The sequence below is a fragment of the Bacillus sp. FSL W8-0770 genome (assembly GCF_038008705.1).
Classification (GTDB): domain Bacteria; phylum Bacillota; class Bacilli; order Bacillales; family Bacillaceae_G; genus Bacillus_A; species Bacillus_A cereus.
In genome coordinates, this window is the sequence record NZ_JBBOZR010000001.1 from 3256094 (window position 1) to 3271054 (window position 14961).

Consider the following 14961-nt stretch of genomic DNA (forward strand, 5'->3'; position numbering starts at 1 on the left):
ATAATATTCTGTCTTTAAAGAAAGGAGTCACCATGAACTTAAAAAGTAGCAATATATACGAGAAAATGAATCAATATTCCGTTGCAGGTTTAAGCCTCGCTGTTATACGTAATGGCCAACTAGATGAAGTGACTGCCTTTGGAACACTTGAAGCTGGAACAACTAGAGCTGTTACTACAAATTCTCTCTTTAATTCTTGTTCTATCAGCAAATTCATCACTACAATGCTCGTACTAACATTATCAGAGCAAGGTATCGTATATTTAGATGAAAACGTAAATGATAAACTCACATCTTGGAACATTCCTACTAATCTATTTACTTCACAAAAAAGCATCACTTTGAGAAACTTATTAAGCCATCAATCTGGACTCATTGATCCACCTAATAGTTTTGAACATTATACACCTGCAAAAGGCTTACCTAATATGTCTGAGCTCCTTTCCGGTAAAACACTATATTGCCCCGTACCTATAGAGGTAACTTATAAACCAGAAAGTGAATTTCACTACTCAGACGCAAGCTTTTGTATAACCGAACTACTACTTGAAGATATTACAGGAAGATCATTTAGTCAGTTATTAGAAGAACACATCTTCCAGCCACTACAAATGAAATATAGTACACTTTTCTCTCCAAAAGACATAGATAAAACCGATGTTTTTGCTTGCGGACATAATAAAGATAGGACTGTAACAAATGAGAAGTATCCATTTTATCCATTCGCAGCTGCTTCAGGCATTTGGACAACACCAACTGACTTATCAGCTTTAGTTATTGAAATCATTCATTCCTTACAAGGAAAGGGTAAACTAAAACTTTCTCAAAAATTAGTAATAGACATGATTTCTCCTCAAGGTTGCTCAAAATGGACTGGATTAGGTGTTTTTCTAGATGATTCTAATGAAGAATTACAGGTTTATTCACTCGGATGGGGCGTTGGATTTCAATGTATGATGGTTTGTTATCCATACTGCGGGAATGGTGCTGTTATTATGACCAATTCCGATTTAGGTGTTCATCAAATGGAAGGGATCATTGGTGAAGTTGTAAAAACGTTATCCTTATAATGAAAATAAAGAAGCAGTTCCTTCCAGCTTCTTTATCTATATAACATTTTTCGCAACAATTTTTATATGTTCTGGTGCGATAATCTCCGTTATACTTTCTTGGAAATCTTCCCGCAACATTTCTTCCAAATGTTCTAACTGCACTTCAACATGTGTGCATTCTAAATTATGTATATTTAACAGTGCATAATGATCTTTTTTCTTAATTACTAAATATTGATTTTCCTCTGTCACAAGTACAGAACCTAATCGGACTCCTAATAAGCGTTGATCATCAAACTTCATAATTACTTCTCCTTCCCTCATATAAACGAAACTACAATGAAAATAATTACATTTATGGAAAAACACGCTTATTTAGACTATATCATAATTTACTAAAATAGAAATATCTTTTTCTGTTTCAATAAAAATCCCTATTTTTCATATATTTCGATACAAAAAACTTTCTCAACATTAAATTTGAATTTTCAGTTTTTAATTCTATAAAAATCTATTATAATAAAGTTAATAAATGTTTGACCTCTCCTAATTCATGTACATATGGATGATCAGTAGTTATCGCTACTGATCTATTTTTTTGATTTCAGAAAGTACATACGCTGCATCCTTTCCTACACCACAAATAAGTGCGGAACCCCTTTGAGATTGCCATGGTAAACCGATATAATACAATCCTTTTACTGGACTGATTCCCTTTATATGATTAGGAAATCCTTTCTCATTCACTGCCTGTTCAATTTCAATCCAATTATAATTTTGAACAAAACCAGTTGACCATATAACGCTTTCTGCACTATAAATATCACCATTCTGAAACATAATGTTATTTCCTGATGCACTTACTACTTTTTCTTGCAGTTTGATTGCTCCATTACGAATAAGTTTCTTACCTTCAAAACCGAAAATAGGGTCCTTTCTCTTCTGAAACCATCTTCCCCTCTTTGTATTTATTTCAGCGTACAATAAACCCATTTTTTCTAGCAGATTAAAAATACTTTTTCCAAAAAGTTGTAACGGTAAAAACGTTAAAGGATGACTAATAGACACCGTAACTTCATGCGTTTTTGCAAGTTCTACTGCTATTTGCATTCCTGAATTCCCGCCACCTACTACAAGTACCTTCCCCTGTGGAATTTGCGGTGATGATTTATATTGTGATGAATGTATTTGAAAAATATGTGATGATAGATTTGCTGAAACTGAGGGAATAAATGGTTGCTGAAAACCACCTGATGCGATAATAACTTTTTTCGTTTGTAAAACTTCTGTAGGAGTATGTAATTCAAATATTTCTTTTTCTTTCTTTATTTTTAGAACTTCCGTTTGTAATTGTACCGGTAATTGAAAATGTCTTGCATATTCTTCTAAATAAGTTGCAATTTCATCTTTATATGGAAATTCATTTTTTTCACCTATTAACGCCATACCCGGCAAGCTACTGTAAGACCTTGGGGTAAAAAGCTGCAAAGAATCATATCGATTTCTCCATGAATCACCAACTTGTTTTCCTGCCTCAAGTAATAAAAAATTATACCCTTCTTGCTTCAAGTAATATCCCATTGTTAATCCAGCTTGACCCGCTCCAATAATAATTAGGTCTATCATTCTAATCCCTCCTTCTTTTACATATGAATATTTGTTCATATATTCATACGTTTCCATAATCATAACATTTTCTTTTTATATGATTCAATATCTACTCAAAATAAAAAAGAGCAGTTTACCATAAAGTAAACTCCCCTTCATTCTATCTTCCCAGTCTTTAGCGCCTGTGCCCAGTCATATCTTTCTTGTTGAACAGCCAATCCAGCAGCTTCTTCCCAATTATAAGGAACTGAAATTTGTTCAATTGTCCATTCTTCCAAAACCTTTTCTATCACTACATATTTTGCATGCGGAGTTCCTGATTCCATTTTATGCATAACAGGTAACTCATCTTTGTATGCTGGAAGTCCTACACTTCCTGGATTTATAATGATCTTTCCGTTCGCTAAATAAACAACTCTAGGAATATGTGTATGACCACATACTATTATTTTTTGTTCTATATTTTGGAGTTGATCCATTATATTTTTTTCATTCTTTAATATTGCACCATTCTCATTCATCTCTTCTAACAAACACACTTCATCTGAAGTTGGCGTACCGTGACAACATAACATATCGTCTACAATAAATTGTGAAGGATGTTGTTTTAACCAACCTATATGATAATTTGTTAATTGATTTTGAACAAAAGTTAGTGTAGCAGATTGCTCTTGTATAGGTTCCCAAAGCATGCGATCACAATTGCCTTTAATATGTATCATCTCGCTACTCATTAATATTTCAATTGTCTCTAAAGGATCTAACGGCCCGTACACACTATCTCCTAAATTTATTATCATTTCGACCTTGCGACGTGTAATATCTTTTAATACCGATTTTAAAGCGTGACTATTTCCGTGGATATCTGAAATTATAGCTATTTTCATCTTAATCCCTACTTTAATATATTATTTATAAACATCCGCAGCCAATTCCCTCAAAACTTCTACATTCACTACTTCAAAACAACCATTGTTTTTCTTGATTATATTTTTATCACAAAAAATATTTAATGTTCGCAACAAATGCCGATAGCTCGTTCCTAACAACTCCGCTATTTCCGTTAAATTCCCACTAAACACAATTCTATTTTCATGCTGAACTGCTCGTTCCCCTGCTGCTAACATGTAACTCGCAAGTCTATTTTCAAGCGGATACAATAAATTAATTGTACTGTTTTTGGAAAGTCGGTTTAACTTATGTGCTAATGATCCGCAAATACATCTTAAAAATTTCGCATCATGAAATAGCTTATTTCTCACTTTTCCTAATGGTAAACCAACACAATATGAATCTGCCATTACTTGTACATTTGATGTAATCCTTTGGGAATGAATTAACTCCACATCTCCAAGTAACTGCAAACTATCATAAAAACACAGTAATACGGATTTCCCGTTACTTAATGTGTTAAACGCTTTCGCTTTTCCTTCAACAAAGAAATATAAATAATCTATCTCTTCATTTTCTCTACAAATAAACTCATTCTTTTTAAAAAATATAAGTTCCATATATGGCTTCATATCATGACTAAAAAATGAATCAATATTATTTTTCTTCATATACTCTGCTAATTTAATAGAATTACATACTTTCTTCATAGTTCCCCACCTTTACAACTCATCCCCATTGTAATCAAAATTTTCTTCTTCCACTATGACATATGTCATAACAATACACAATTTCAGCATGATACAGTCATTACAAATATGAAATACAAAGGGGATATTACATTGTATAACTTTCTTTCTGTCTTTATTGGTGTGCTCATCGCCGTTATGCTTCCACTGAATGGGATTTTATCTGAGTTAATTGGCAAGTACACAGCAAGCGTGGTCATTCACCTTGTCGGTTTAATTGCAGTTATCTTCATTTTAATCATAAACAAAAATAAAATTCGTTTCGATAAAAGTATTCCACTTTTTTTATATAGCGCTGGAGCGATTGGAGTATTCACTGTTCTTTTTAACAATATAAGTTTCTCCGTCCTTGGTGCTTCTATTACGATCGCATTAAGTTTACTCGGTCAATCTATTGCTTCCATCATTATCGATCATTTCGGCTTATTAGGAATGAAAGTTGCAAAGTTTGAAAAGAAAAAACTAATTGGATTATGTTTCATCTCTTCTGGAATTATAATCATGACAATTTATTAATGGGGGCAAGAAAATGTTATATATTACGATCGCTATTTTAGCTGGTGTTTCTATCGTTGTTGCTAGAATTATTAACGCGAATTTAGCAAAGGAAATTGGAAATTGGGAAGGCACGTTTTTTAATTATATTACTGGATTATTTTTCTCTATGTTATTTTTAATTTTCAGTTCAGATTCATTGTATATTCCAATGCAGACGTTACAATCTATTCCTATTGCTGTGTACTTAGGCGGATTAGTAGGCGTTATCGTTATTTCATTATCCAACTATATTACTCCTAAAATATCAGCCTTTTATTTAACATTACTCATCTTTATCGGACAATTATTTGCGGGGACTATCATTGATTTCTTCCTGACAAATGAACTCTCAATCGGTAAAGTTATCGGTGGCATTTTCGTATTAATTGGGCTCACTTACAATTTACTCATAGATCGCCCGATAAAAACTGTGAAGCATAACCAAGTTCAACTATAATACTTTACGCTTACCTATCATATATTAATAGAAAAGCTCTTCACACGAAATAATAGAGAGGAGAAAACCCTATTAAAAAAATTATTTTATTGCTAGGTAGCGTATTAATTATTTGTGGAATTGTATGGTTTGTAAACTCGGGAAAATCTATTCAAGATCTCTATACTGCAAACAAACCGAAAAAGAAAGCTACTATTATTTCAAGCTCGCGAGATCCAAATGAGCCCCCTGTTTTTTTAGGAAAGCAGGAAATAAAAGATATACATGTAGAATCAATTAAAACAAAAAAGGATATCTTTCTCACAAAAACAGATGAATTAAAAACATTTATTAACAGTATGAATACCGCAAAAAAAGGAAAATTAACATTGGATGAAGAAGGATCAGATTTAATAGATTGTGATATGTGGATTACTTTCGAGGATGGAACTTATAAAAAATATTTCATATGGATAGTTGATCATCACAGCAGCGAAGTGATGATTGCTCAGCAAGATACTCCTGATGATGTAAACCTTACGTACTATCAGTTAAACGAAGATAGTTCAAAAAAAGTTTATAATTTATTTAAAAAAATTATTTAAATGAAAAAGTCATGAGCACGCGAACTCATGACTTTTTGCACTATATATACTCCGGGAACACTCTACAACCCTTTTCCTGCTCTATATCATGACCAAAGAAAACAATTGGTTTCTCTTTCGCCACAACTTCTTTTAAACGTTTAATTGAAGATAAAGCTAATTCTGGATTAAATCCTGCGAACGGCACTTCATCTTCAAAATTCTCTTTCGTGTACGATGCATCAATCGTTAATAAAACTGAACCGGATTGCTCCGTCTCAATGAATAGCGACTGATGGCCTGGAGAATGACCTGGCGTATACAATACTTGAACACCTGGTACCACTTCATAATCCCCTTCAATAATTTTGTAGTTCAAATGCGGTAATATACATTCTTTCATATATTCTTCTCTATGAAGTGCTGCCTCATATTCGGTTCGCTGCACAATAATCGGTGTATTTGTAAAAGCACCATTTCCTCCTGCATGATCAAAATGTAAGTGAGAGCTAATAATATATAAAAGGTCGTCTGGCTCATACCCTACACGCTTTAATATATTCACGATTCTATCTTCTTCAGTCATTTTCGGTAAAATCTGTCCTTCAACAAATGTACCGTTAAAAAGCCCTTCATTATTAACTGCACTTTCTGGCATACCTGTGTCTACTAAAATAGGACCTTCTTCCGTCTCCAGAAGATAACACCACACCGGCAAGTTTAATAGTTTCCCCGGTGTTAACGCACTGTTAACAGACGAATGATCCAACATGCAACGACCTGCTGGGATGAAATAAAGTTTCTTTACTGTCATTATGTATCCACCTTTACATTTAGTTTTGGATAAAGTAATACAGTAAAAAATTCTTCTTTTTAGAAATAAACTCCTTCTAGACTATCAGTACAGCTTGCATAAAAAAGAGGGTATTTTTTTACATGCAGTATTTCACCATCTATAATATAGAAGTAAAGAATTCTTACTTTAAATGAAACATTAACACCGATTAACGCTGAAAACTAAAAAAAGCACATGCACTACTTGAAAGCGGGCACACCATTGGGAAAATCGTATTAGAGAAATTTTAATCATGATAGTGATAGGTAGTATGTGAAATTATATCAACGATTTTTCGAATATATCTATCACAAATCAAATTATATCAACGATTCGACAAGTTATATCGATTTATCGACAAATAACAACAATAAGAAAAGGCTGTTCCAGATGAACAGCCTCTTCTTTATTTACTTGAAATCTCTTTATTATTTTGAACGTCTAACGGAGCTCGCTTTCCTATTCCGAAAGCATAGAAACTAATTGTAACGATAGCTAAGAAAATAATACCTACAACTAATGAAATACGAGTATCATCGTTAAACCACATTCCGATTAATACCATAATTAAAAAGGCAATTGTTAAATAGTTTGTTACAGGAGCAAATGGCATTTTGAACGGATGATCTTTCATCTCTGCTCCCTTTTCTTTCCTAAAACGAATTTGACTAATTAAAATGACGAACCATGGTACCATACCAGGAAGTACACTTGCACTATATACATATACGAATAAGTTTTTCGGTGCGATATAACTTAAAACAACACCAACCGCCAGACCGATAATTACGCCAACTGTACCAAATAAAGGCACACCATTTCCAGAAAGTTTCGTGAAATACTTCGGTGCTTGTCCATTTACACCTAACGTATACAGCATACGTCCAGCACTATAAATACCACTATTACAACCAGACATTGCTGCTGTAATAACAACGAAGTTAATTAATCCAGCTGCTGCCGTAATACCAACCTTCGCAAAAGTTGCTACGAACGGGCTACCAATTGTACTTAATTGATCCCACGGATACACAGTTACAATAACGAAAATAGCACCGATGTAGAAAATTAAAATACGCCAAATTGTACTTTGAATCGCTCTTGTAAGTGTCTTCTTTGGATCCTTCGCTTCACCAGCAGTAATACCGATTAATTCCACACCTTGATACGCTCCAACTACAAGTGATAATGCAAAGAAGAATCCTGAAAAACCACCTGTAAAGAAACCGCCATTTGACCAAAGATTAGATATGCCAATCGCTTCTCCGCCGTTACCAATTCCGAAGAAAATAAGGCCAAATCCTGCAATAATCATTAATAGAATCGTAACGATTTTAATCATCGCAAACCAAAATTCAAATTCACCAAATGACTTAACAGAAATTAAGTTAGCTGCACCAAGAATAACCATTGCAATTATACCTGGTATCCAAGCTGGTAAATCCGGGAACCAATATTGCATATACGCTCCAACCGCGATAATTTCTGACATCCCAACGATAACCCACTGGAACCAGTTACTCCACGCTGTCATATAACCAGCTAGTGGATGAATATACTTATGACCGAATGTCGCAAATGAGCCTGTACTTGGCTCCATATACAACATTTCTCCCATGGCACGCATGATGAAGAAGATGAAAATACCTGCAATTGCATAAGCAAGCATTACTGACGGACCTGTCCATTTAATTGTGCTGGCTGACCCCATAAACAAACCAACACCAATCGTTCCGCCTAAAGCAATCATTTGAATATGACGTGCTTCTAAACCTCTTTTCAATTCTTTGTTTGCCACTTCACTTCCCCCTCTTAGATGATTCATAACCGCATTTTAACACAAGATGCTTTCCCCTAATTCCTTTCGGCCCTGAAAATGATGAAGCAAACGTCATTTTACACTAGCTTTAAAGCTATCCTAAAATCGTTTTGTGCTCCTAATAAAATTCTCAAAACCTTTCATCTTCCAATATTCTATAAATCTTAAAATTACTTACCTTATATTAATTCATTAATCTGAAAAATTCAATTATTTTTTCAATAAATTATTATACATAAGTCTGATTAATTTTTAACTAAATTAACAATAAAATACATCTATTCAATATGATTCCGGCATGTATATTATTACAATATAAATAACCGAGGAGATGCTATCTTCCTCGGTTTCATATCTCAAATACTTCAACCTTTATAGTTGATAACGTAATTTCCCACACATTCGATTCATATACCAATAAGGAATTTAATATATTAATAAACTACTAACTTCTTTACTCCAGCCAAATTTTGAGGCAGAAACCTTTCTGCCTCAAAACAACGGGATAAAATATAAAAGAGTCTCATTAAAAAATGAGACTCTATTACGATTTCATATTTAAATCGATTTCGAAGTTTGCTTACCAAAGATAAATACCCTAGTAAACACTGCCATTATAACTACTATAACCAGAAAATAAAGTGGCATCGCCAGTAACGAGCCCGTATGCAATTGACTCATTCCCCAAATTGTCATCGCTACAATTACATAGTATCCTAAGCTAAACAACGCTCCAGCTGTACCAATGACATCTTGAAAATCTACTAACGCTAAACTTAAACAATTAGGTAACGCTACTCCAATTCCTAATAGCAATATAAACATCGCTATTAAAAATACAACCATATATATTACATTCGGATTTGATCCCACAAACGTAATAACAGATAAAAGGATAGCTCCCCCTGTCATTACAAGACAACCGATATATATAATTTTCTCTGGTTTATAAGTAGCAAGTAAACGTTTTGAAATTTTCGCTCCAACAATAGAAGCAGATGCTACAACAATTCCTAGAAAGCCATACATACTAGGCGATAACTGAAAGTATTCAATAAAGATAAACGGCGCTTCTGCATAATAGCTAAATAAAACACCATTTGCTCCTCCAATTAACAGCCCATATGTTACCACTTTCCGATTTGTAATTAACCTCTTCAAGACTGAAAATACATTTATTTTATTCGTTACTGAGCCCGTTTTTGTTTCAGGAAGAGAAACAAACGTATACAGAAAAATACCGATACTCATAACTACTAAACTTAAAAATACTATTTTAAATCCAAACATTTGATCAAGAAAGCCACCAATTAACGGTCCTATCGCTGGTGTAAAAGCAATGACTGCTGAAATTTGAGCAAACATAACATGCCTCTTATGCCCTTCTACACTTTCACGAAGAATCGTTTGCGTCACAACTGATCCTGCACTTGCTCCAAACGCTTGAATAAAACGACTTACCAATAAAACTTCAATGGAATTTGCAATAAAGCACAAGAAACTCCCAGCGCCATATACGACAATTCCAAATAACATTGCTGGGCGACGGCCAATTATATCTGATAGCCATCCAATAAAAAATACACCTAAAGCAAATCCAGCAAAATACACACTAAGCGTTAACTGCACCTCATTATTACTTACATGTAACGCCTTTGAAATATCCGGTAAAGACGGTGTGTAAATCGTTTCACTAATTTGCGGAAATGCGACAAGAACAATCATTAACAAAAGTGATGGTACTGAGACTTTTTTCATTTTTCATACCCTCCTATAACTTTGAAAATCTCAGAAATAAAAAGACTTTCCTTAGCTACGGAACAGGAGGGGCCATTATAGAAATCCGGTCATAAAACAACAAAGAAAACACCTCAATTACGTATGTTAATACTTATAGGAGGGTAATATTAACATCGATTTTTAAATATACTTTTTCAATTATATTACATATTGCGTTTCTTTTACTAGTGCTCGGCCTTGGAGGATTGTTAAAAAGATAACTTGATGCATTCACCTTTTTATGGAATAATTAGAAATAGTTTGAATTCATAAACTTAATTATTAAACGATAGACTAGCATATTTTAATGTCACAAGCTTACAAACAGGAGGACTTTCGTAATGATTGAAATTTTAAGGACAGTATTAAATTTCCTAATTTCTCTATTCTCAGGAGAATTACCAATTGTATATTATGTATGGATTATTAGCCTATTCCTAATTCAAATAACCCAATCTACTCTAAACTATAAACTCTTTAACAAGAAAGACAATTTGAGCACTTATATATTGGAAGGATTACTTGCTTTTATTATTTTATTGTTTGGAGGAATATTAGTATCTAAGTTACTTGCTTACATAATAGACGATCCTACTATTAGTATGACGAATTTAACACATTATTTTGTTTCTCTTATCATATTAACTATATTTGTTGTAATAACCTGTGTTAAAGACTTTATAGAAACATCTATAAAGAATAAAAATATCTCTCTTTTTAGCTTTTTAGTAATTTCCTTCATAACAAGTCTACTTTCATTCAAGTTTTTATCACCTTTAATTGAAGGTTCTTTTTCTCTTTCTAAATCTTTTATAACTACTTTAATCACTCTAGTAACCGTATCCATTCCTCTATTAATTTCTTTAGAGGAAAAATATGCAGGTGAAAAGGAAACAGAAAATTTATAGCTTCCCATTTACATAAAAGAAAGAGGGAGCTCCCCTCTTTCTTTTATATCGTTCTATTTCACAAGACTAAATCATTCCTTTTAATATTAATCCTAAAACTGACATTATTATCGTGCTAATAATAATTCGCAAAATCCAAGTAGTGTTTGTACTTATTTTTTCTAATTGCTTATTGATTGTTGCTATATCTTTCTCATTAATAGTGGTACGCGTTTCTAAATTTCGAATGTCTCTCATCATTTCTTTTTGCTCCGCCTTGAGACTGTCAATTTTAGCGTAAACATCTTCCATATATTCACACCCTCTGTTCATCTTAATAGAAAAATCTATATATATTATGAGACAACCCTCTTACCTGTGAATACATTGCGTATATCCGCGTACCAAATTATTTGTACAATCTAATTGAATTACTCACATGTTTCTATTCTTCTATTTATAAATTAGCGTTAAGATACATTAAAATTTTAAAAGGAACCCCTTGTTTATTTAACAACAAACAAGGTGCAATCCAACATTCGGAAGCACCTACGATAATTTCTATTGTTTTCATATTTACAACTCCATATAATCAGTATGATTTTCTGAAGAAGCCAATTTTTGAACTGCTTAAAGTATACTAATATGAATACGAAATAGCTGTATTGATAAACTCTCTAGAACAATAAATATACTGGCTGAAACGGATCTATATCCGATATTTTTTCCAGTAACATGAATGGTTATTTCTGATAAATGCGTTTGTACATCATTGTTTTCAAAAATTTCATCCTCAACCTTTACAATATCTGCTTCACAATCTACTTCTTTAAAAGTTTTCAATAATTTTGTTTCCAATAAACTACAATCAAAGCTCTCATCTTTTATTACGGCAAATTTAACCTTCATATCGATTTCCCCATTTTTAACAAACTAAAATCACTAAATCAATATAAATATATATTATTCTATTAAATAATTCAAAATATACGCTTCTTATATGCATTATTAAAAATCAGTTCTAAAGAATTAAATAGTAGGCGTTCCACTAATCTTTCATATAATTCGTCTCTTAATTATTTTGCTCATTGCGCTTTTTTATTTTCCTCACTATTTCAACTAAACTTTCTGTAATAATACATATTTCAAATACATTATTTCCTTTCACTCATACTTTTATCATTGAGTTTTTATTCACAAATTCGTAACACATACACATGAGTTATCATGCTAAAATTAGTTTATTCACAAGAAGAAGTTCTTCTTAATAAATCAACCATTTTTAATACCCTGTTTAAAGCCTTGCCCCCCTGCAAGGTTTTTCCTATTTAAATAGAGTAGTAGTTTTCGTTATGCCTCTCCCCCTTGTTCCTTACCCTACAAATAATACTTCATATTTATTTTAATTTTTTAGCATCCGTACTCGCTCTGTTCGAGAGCTCTTTACCAAATATTCAATCTAATGATAAGATTGACCAAATTAATATTTTCGTCCATAACTGTATCAAAAAGTACACTAAAGAAAAAATAGCACTCTCACAATTAAGTAAACGCGAGCTTTTTCTTCTATCTACTTACTATTTAAGGTTAATAGTGATATAACCAGATTTTAAAATTCGACTTAAATTCATTGATGAATGGAGAGGTTTATATGAAATTGAAAGACAAAGTAGCAATCATAACTGGTGGAGCAAGTGGAATTGGCGAATCTACTGTTCGTCTTTTTATCGAAGAAGGTGCAAAAGTAGTTATTGCTGACTTTTCTGAACGTGGAAAAGAACTATCAGATGAATTGAATGCACATGGATATAATACGTTATTTATTAAAACTGATGTAACAAAAGAGGCAGATATTAAACAGCTAATTCATGAGACAGTAAGTACATACGGTAAATTAGATATTATGTATGCCAATGCCGGCGTTGCTGATGATGCACCGGCAAATGAATTATCCTATGAAAAATGGAAAAGAACTATTGATATTAATTTGTCTGGGGTATTCCTTTCTAATAAATATTCGATTGAACAATTCCTTAAACAAGGTACAGGTGGTGTCATCGTTAACGCTGGTTCGATTCATAGTTTTGTTTCATTACCTACCCCAACAGCATACTCCTCTGCAAAAGGTGGTGTGAAACTATTAACTCAAAATTTATGTACTGCCTACGCTAAATATGGAATACGTATTAATGCGGTGTGCCCCGGTTATATTGACACCCCTTTACTTGGTAGTGTTAATCCTGAACAGAAAGAATATTTAGCTTCACTTCATCCACAAGGCAGACTTGGAACACCAGAAGAAGTCGCTAAAGCTGTCTTATTTTTAGCAAGTGATGAAGCTAGTTTTGTTAATGGTACAACACTTCTTGTTGATGGAGGCTATACTGCACGTTAATTTAAAAATTTTGAAGCCCCTTAAGAAATATATAGTCTTCAATAAAAAAAGCGCCATCACAAGTGACGGCGCTTTTCTATGTAAGAGTAACTAGAAGGTATCCTTCTAGCCTACTCCCATTTATAAGTCCAAAACTGTTCAAGTTGCAGCCATTTTAATGTTGCTGCATCTTTGTTTTTTATTTTTGCATGCGTGTCTTCAAGCATTGCTTCTGTTTGTGAACGGTGCGCACCTAATGCAGTTAATTTATGATCAAATACTTCACTAATGTTATTTACAACATCCGGTTCTCCTAATACTGCCTCACGATTTTTCGTAATCGCAACAGCATGGATAACTGGGCGCTCTTCTTTTGGCATACGTGATACAGCGCGAACGACAGCGCGGCCAAATGCATTATGATCTGGATGTACACCGTGTTCTGGATAAAATGTAATAATTCGAGATGGATTTACTTCTTGAATGATTGCTTCAATTTTGTCAGCAACGAAATCAACATCTTCAAATTCTAACGTTTTATCATGGAAGCCAAGCATTCTTAAATCTTTAATACCCATCGCTTTACAAGCATCTTTCAATTCTTTCTTACGGATATGTGGAATCGTTTCACGGTTAGCGAATACGTTCTTACCCATGTTACGTCCCATTTGTCCTAGAGTACCACATGCATATGTTACAGGTACTCCTTGATCTGTTAATAAGCGAATTGTTCCTCCCGCAGCATATGCTTCATCATCTGGATGCGGAAATACAACAAGTACATGTCTCTCCATAAGTTTCCCTCCTTCTTACTTAAATGGTGTTAAGCTTAACTCAAGTGCAACTGCTAAGCGACCTAAATTATCATGTCCAGCTAGTAATAAACGCTCTTGATCGTCTACTTCCCAGTGCGTAATACCTTCAGCATATACCCAACCGTGATCCATTTTCAGACCAACTCGGTATGGATTTGTTCCAGTTATCTTCCCGCGTTCAAAACGGATAATCGCATTTCGAATGAAAGCACCAACTGTCATCATCTTTTCATTTATGTGTGATGCATACGCTCCGTTTGTCGTTTCTAAATGAATATATACATCTTTATTTACAAAACGTTCAATTTCATTTTGAATAAGAGAACTATCTTTTACTATTTCCATCGGAATTCACCTCTTTAAACCATTTTACGCAAAAATAATGTAAATTGCTATCTCTATATTAGAGGACAACGCTCACTTTTCCTAATAATTTGCACTGTGTTTTTTATATTTTTTATATGATATGTAAAAAATACATTTTTTCCTTCACTTTGTTAAATAGTTTTCTTTCTTTTTTGAATTTGCTACAATATATTTTATCCCGTATTATTGCAGCGAGATACATTTCGACAATTGAATACATAATTTAAAG

Annotated in this window: 17 protein-coding genes and 1 pseudogene; 7 read left to right on the plus strand and 11 right to left on the minus strand. The window is 33.2% G+C overall.

What is annotated here, in order from left to right; genetic code table 11:
- Positions 1–32 precede the first annotated feature (32 nt).
- A complete protein-coding gene (locus NST27_RS16780) occupies positions 33–1070 on the plus strand; it encodes a serine hydrolase domain-containing protein (protein WP_001050195.1) in 1038 nt (345 codons plus the stop codon).
- A gap of 36 nt (positions 1071–1106) precedes the next feature.
- Here NST27_RS16780 and NST27_RS16785 read toward each other — a convergent pair whose 3' ends face one another.
- The 4 genes from NST27_RS16785 to yeiL all read right to left on the minus strand — a co-directional run bounded on the left by NST27_RS16785 (position 1107) and on the right by yeiL (position 4261).
- Positions 1107–1355, minus strand: a complete 249-nt coding sequence (locus NST27_RS16785; protein WP_000666948.1) for a hypothetical protein — start codon at positions 1353–1355, stop codon at positions 1107–1109.
- Between the two features lie 279 nt (positions 1356–1634).
- On the minus strand, positions 1635–2678 hold the full coding sequence (locus NST27_RS16790) for a flavin-containing monooxygenase (RefSeq protein WP_000566229.1): 1044 nt from the start codon (positions 2676–2678) through the stop codon (positions 1635–1637).
- 137 nt (positions 2679–2815) lie between these two features.
- Positions 2816–3547, minus strand: coding sequence for a metallophosphoesterase family protein (locus NST27_RS16795; RefSeq protein WP_000684251.1), 732 nt, complete (start codon positions 3545–3547; stop codon positions 2816–2818).
- A gap of 21 nt (positions 3548–3568) precedes the next feature.
- Positions 3569–4261 (minus strand): transcriptional regulator YeiL, encoded by a 693-nt coding sequence (yeiL, locus tag NST27_RS16800; protein WP_000754828.1) that lies wholly within the window; start codon positions 4259–4261, stop codon positions 3569–3571.
- A gap of 108 nt (positions 4262–4369) precedes the next feature.
- On the opposite strand from yeiL, the gene NST27_RS16805 reads away from it, so the two are divergent.
- From NST27_RS16805 to NST27_RS16815, 3 genes are all read left to right on the plus strand, one after another.
- Positions 4370–4816, plus strand: coding sequence for a DMT family transporter (locus NST27_RS16805; protein ID WP_002005482.1), 447 nt, complete (start codon positions 4370–4372; stop codon positions 4814–4816).
- A gap of 13 nt (positions 4817–4829) precedes the next feature.
- A complete protein-coding gene (locus NST27_RS16810; RefSeq protein ID WP_000965814.1) occupies positions 4830–5294 on the plus strand; it encodes a DMT family transporter in 465 nt (154 codons plus the stop codon).
- A gap of 89 nt (positions 5295–5383) precedes the next feature.
- On the plus strand, positions 5384–5878 hold the full coding sequence (locus tag NST27_RS16815) for a hypothetical protein (protein ID WP_000901696.1): 495 nt from the start codon (positions 5384–5386) through the stop codon (positions 5876–5878).
- A 40-nt stretch (positions 5879–5918) separates the two neighbouring features.
- Here NST27_RS16815 and aiiA read toward each other — a convergent pair whose 3' ends face one another.
- The gene (aiiA, locus tag NST27_RS16820) at positions 5919–6671 is read right to left on the minus strand and encodes a quorum-quenching N-acyl homoserine lactonase AiiA (RefSeq protein ID WP_000216582.1); all 753 of its coding nucleotides are present in this window, start codon (positions 6669–6671) and stop codon (positions 5919–5921) included.
- 165 nt (positions 6672–6836) lie between these two features.
- Here aiiA and NST27_RS16825 point away from each other — a divergent pair.
- Positions 6837–6943 (plus strand): annotated as a pseudogene (locus NST27_RS16825) (zinc-binding alcohol dehydrogenase family protein); the annotation flags it as partial.
- 155 nt (positions 6944–7098) lie between these two features.
- On the opposite strand, the gene NST27_RS16830 reads toward NST27_RS16825, so the two are convergent.
- Positions 7099–8490: an amino acid permease gene (locus NST27_RS16830; RefSeq protein WP_001284405.1), complete on the minus strand. Its 1392-nt coding sequence runs from the start codon at positions 8488–8490 to the stop codon at positions 7099–7101.
- A gap of 579 nt (positions 8491–9069) precedes the next feature.
- Positions 9070–10269: a multidrug effflux MFS transporter gene (locus NST27_RS16835; protein WP_000758011.1), complete on the minus strand. Its 1200-nt coding sequence runs from the start codon at positions 10267–10269 to the stop codon at positions 9070–9072.
- A 362-nt stretch (positions 10270–10631) separates the two neighbouring features.
- Here NST27_RS16835 and NST27_RS16840 point away from each other — a divergent pair, with 362 nt between their 5' ends.
- A complete protein-coding gene (locus tag NST27_RS16840) occupies positions 10632–11198 on the plus strand; it encodes a DUF5823 family protein (RefSeq protein WP_000570032.1) in 567 nt (188 codons plus the stop codon).
- Positions 11199–11264: 66 nt separating this feature from the next.
- Here the strand turns inward: NST27_RS16840 and NST27_RS16845 are convergent, their stop codons facing one another.
- On the minus strand, positions 11265–11489 hold the full coding sequence (locus NST27_RS16845; RefSeq protein WP_000390471.1) for a hemolysin XhlA family protein: 225 nt from the start codon (positions 11487–11489) through the stop codon (positions 11265–11267).
- A 318-nt stretch (positions 11490–11807) separates the two neighbouring features.
- Positions 11808–12086 carry a hypothetical protein gene (locus NST27_RS16850; protein WP_000865018.1) on the minus strand — a complete coding sequence of 93 codons (279 nt, stop codon included), beginning with the start codon at positions 12084–12086 and terminating at the stop codon, positions 11808–11810.
- A gap of 742 nt (positions 12087–12828) precedes the next feature.
- Between NST27_RS16850 and NST27_RS16855 the strand changes: the two genes are divergently transcribed.
- Entirely contained in the window at positions 12829–13572 is a 744-nt protein-coding gene (locus tag NST27_RS16855) for an SDR family NAD(P)-dependent oxidoreductase (RefSeq protein ID WP_000768021.1), read from the plus strand.
- Positions 13573–13682: 110 nt separating this feature from the next.
- On the opposite strand, the gene bshB2 is transcribed toward NST27_RS16855, so the two are convergent.
- Positions 13683–14345, minus strand: a complete 663-nt coding sequence (gene bshB2, locus NST27_RS16860) for a bacillithiol biosynthesis deacetylase BshB2 (protein ID WP_000439486.1) — start codon at positions 14343–14345, stop codon at positions 13683–13685.
- Between the two features lie 15 nt (positions 14346–14360).
- Positions 14361–14711 (minus strand): YojF family protein, encoded by a 351-nt coding sequence (locus tag NST27_RS16865; protein WP_000407045.1) that lies wholly within the window; start codon positions 14709–14711, stop codon positions 14361–14363.
- Between the last annotated feature and the right edge of the window lie 250 nt (positions 14712–14961).

Bases quoted from the DNA above. Each gene is read 5' to 3' on its own strand.
- NST27_RS16780 (WP_001050195.1), top strand. From the start codon at position 33: ATGAACTTAAAAAGTAGCAATATATACGAGAAAATGAATCAATATTCC.
- NST27_RS16785 (WP_000666948.1), bottom strand. From the start codon at position 1,355: ATGAAGTTTGATGATCAACGCTTATTAGGAGTCCGATTAGGTTCTGTA.
- NST27_RS16790 (WP_000566229.1), bottom strand. From the start codon at position 2,678: ATGATAGACCTAATTATTATTGGAGCGGGTCAAGCTGGATTAACAATG.
- NST27_RS16795 (WP_000684251.1), bottom strand. From the start codon at position 3,547: ATGAAAATAGCTATAATTTCAGATATCCACGGAAATAGTCACGCTTTA.
- yeiL (WP_000754828.1), bottom strand. From the start codon at position 4,261: ATGAAGAAAGTATGTAATTCTATTAAATTAGCAGAGTATATGAAGAAA.
- NST27_RS16805 (WP_002005482.1), top strand. From the start codon at position 4,370: ATGAAATACAAAGGGGATATTACATTGTATAACTTTCTTTCTGTCTTT.
- NST27_RS16810 (WP_000965814.1), top strand. From the start codon at position 4,830: ATGTTATATATTACGATCGCTATTTTAGCTGGTGTTTCTATCGTTGTT.
- aiiA (WP_000216582.1), bottom strand. From the start codon at position 6,671: ATGACAGTAAAGAAACTTTATTTCATCCCAGCAGGTCGTTGCATGTTG.
- NST27_RS16835 (WP_000758011.1), bottom strand. From the start codon at position 10,269: ATGAAAAAAGTCTCAGTACCATCACTTTTGTTAATGATTGTTCTTGTC.
- NST27_RS16840 (WP_000570032.1), top strand. From the start codon at position 10,632: ATGATTGAAATTTTAAGGACAGTATTAAATTTCCTAATTTCTCTATTC.
- NST27_RS16845 (WP_000390471.1), bottom strand. From the start codon at position 11,489: ATGGAAGATGTTTACGCTAAAATTGACAGTCTCAAGGCGGAGCAAAAA.
- NST27_RS16850 (WP_000865018.1), bottom strand. From the start codon at position 12,086: ATGAAGGTTAAATTTGCCGTAATAAAAGATGAGAGCTTTGATTGTAGT.
- NST27_RS16855 (WP_000768021.1), top strand. From the start codon at position 12,829: ATGAAATTGAAAGACAAAGTAGCAATCATAACTGGTGGAGCAAGTGGA.
- bshB2 (WP_000439486.1), bottom strand. From the start codon at position 14,345: ATGGAGAGACATGTACTTGTTGTATTTCCGCATCCAGATGATGAAGCA.
- NST27_RS16865 (WP_000407045.1), bottom strand. From the start codon at position 14,711: ATGGAAATAGTAAAAGATAGTTCTCTTATTCAAAATGAAATTGAACGT.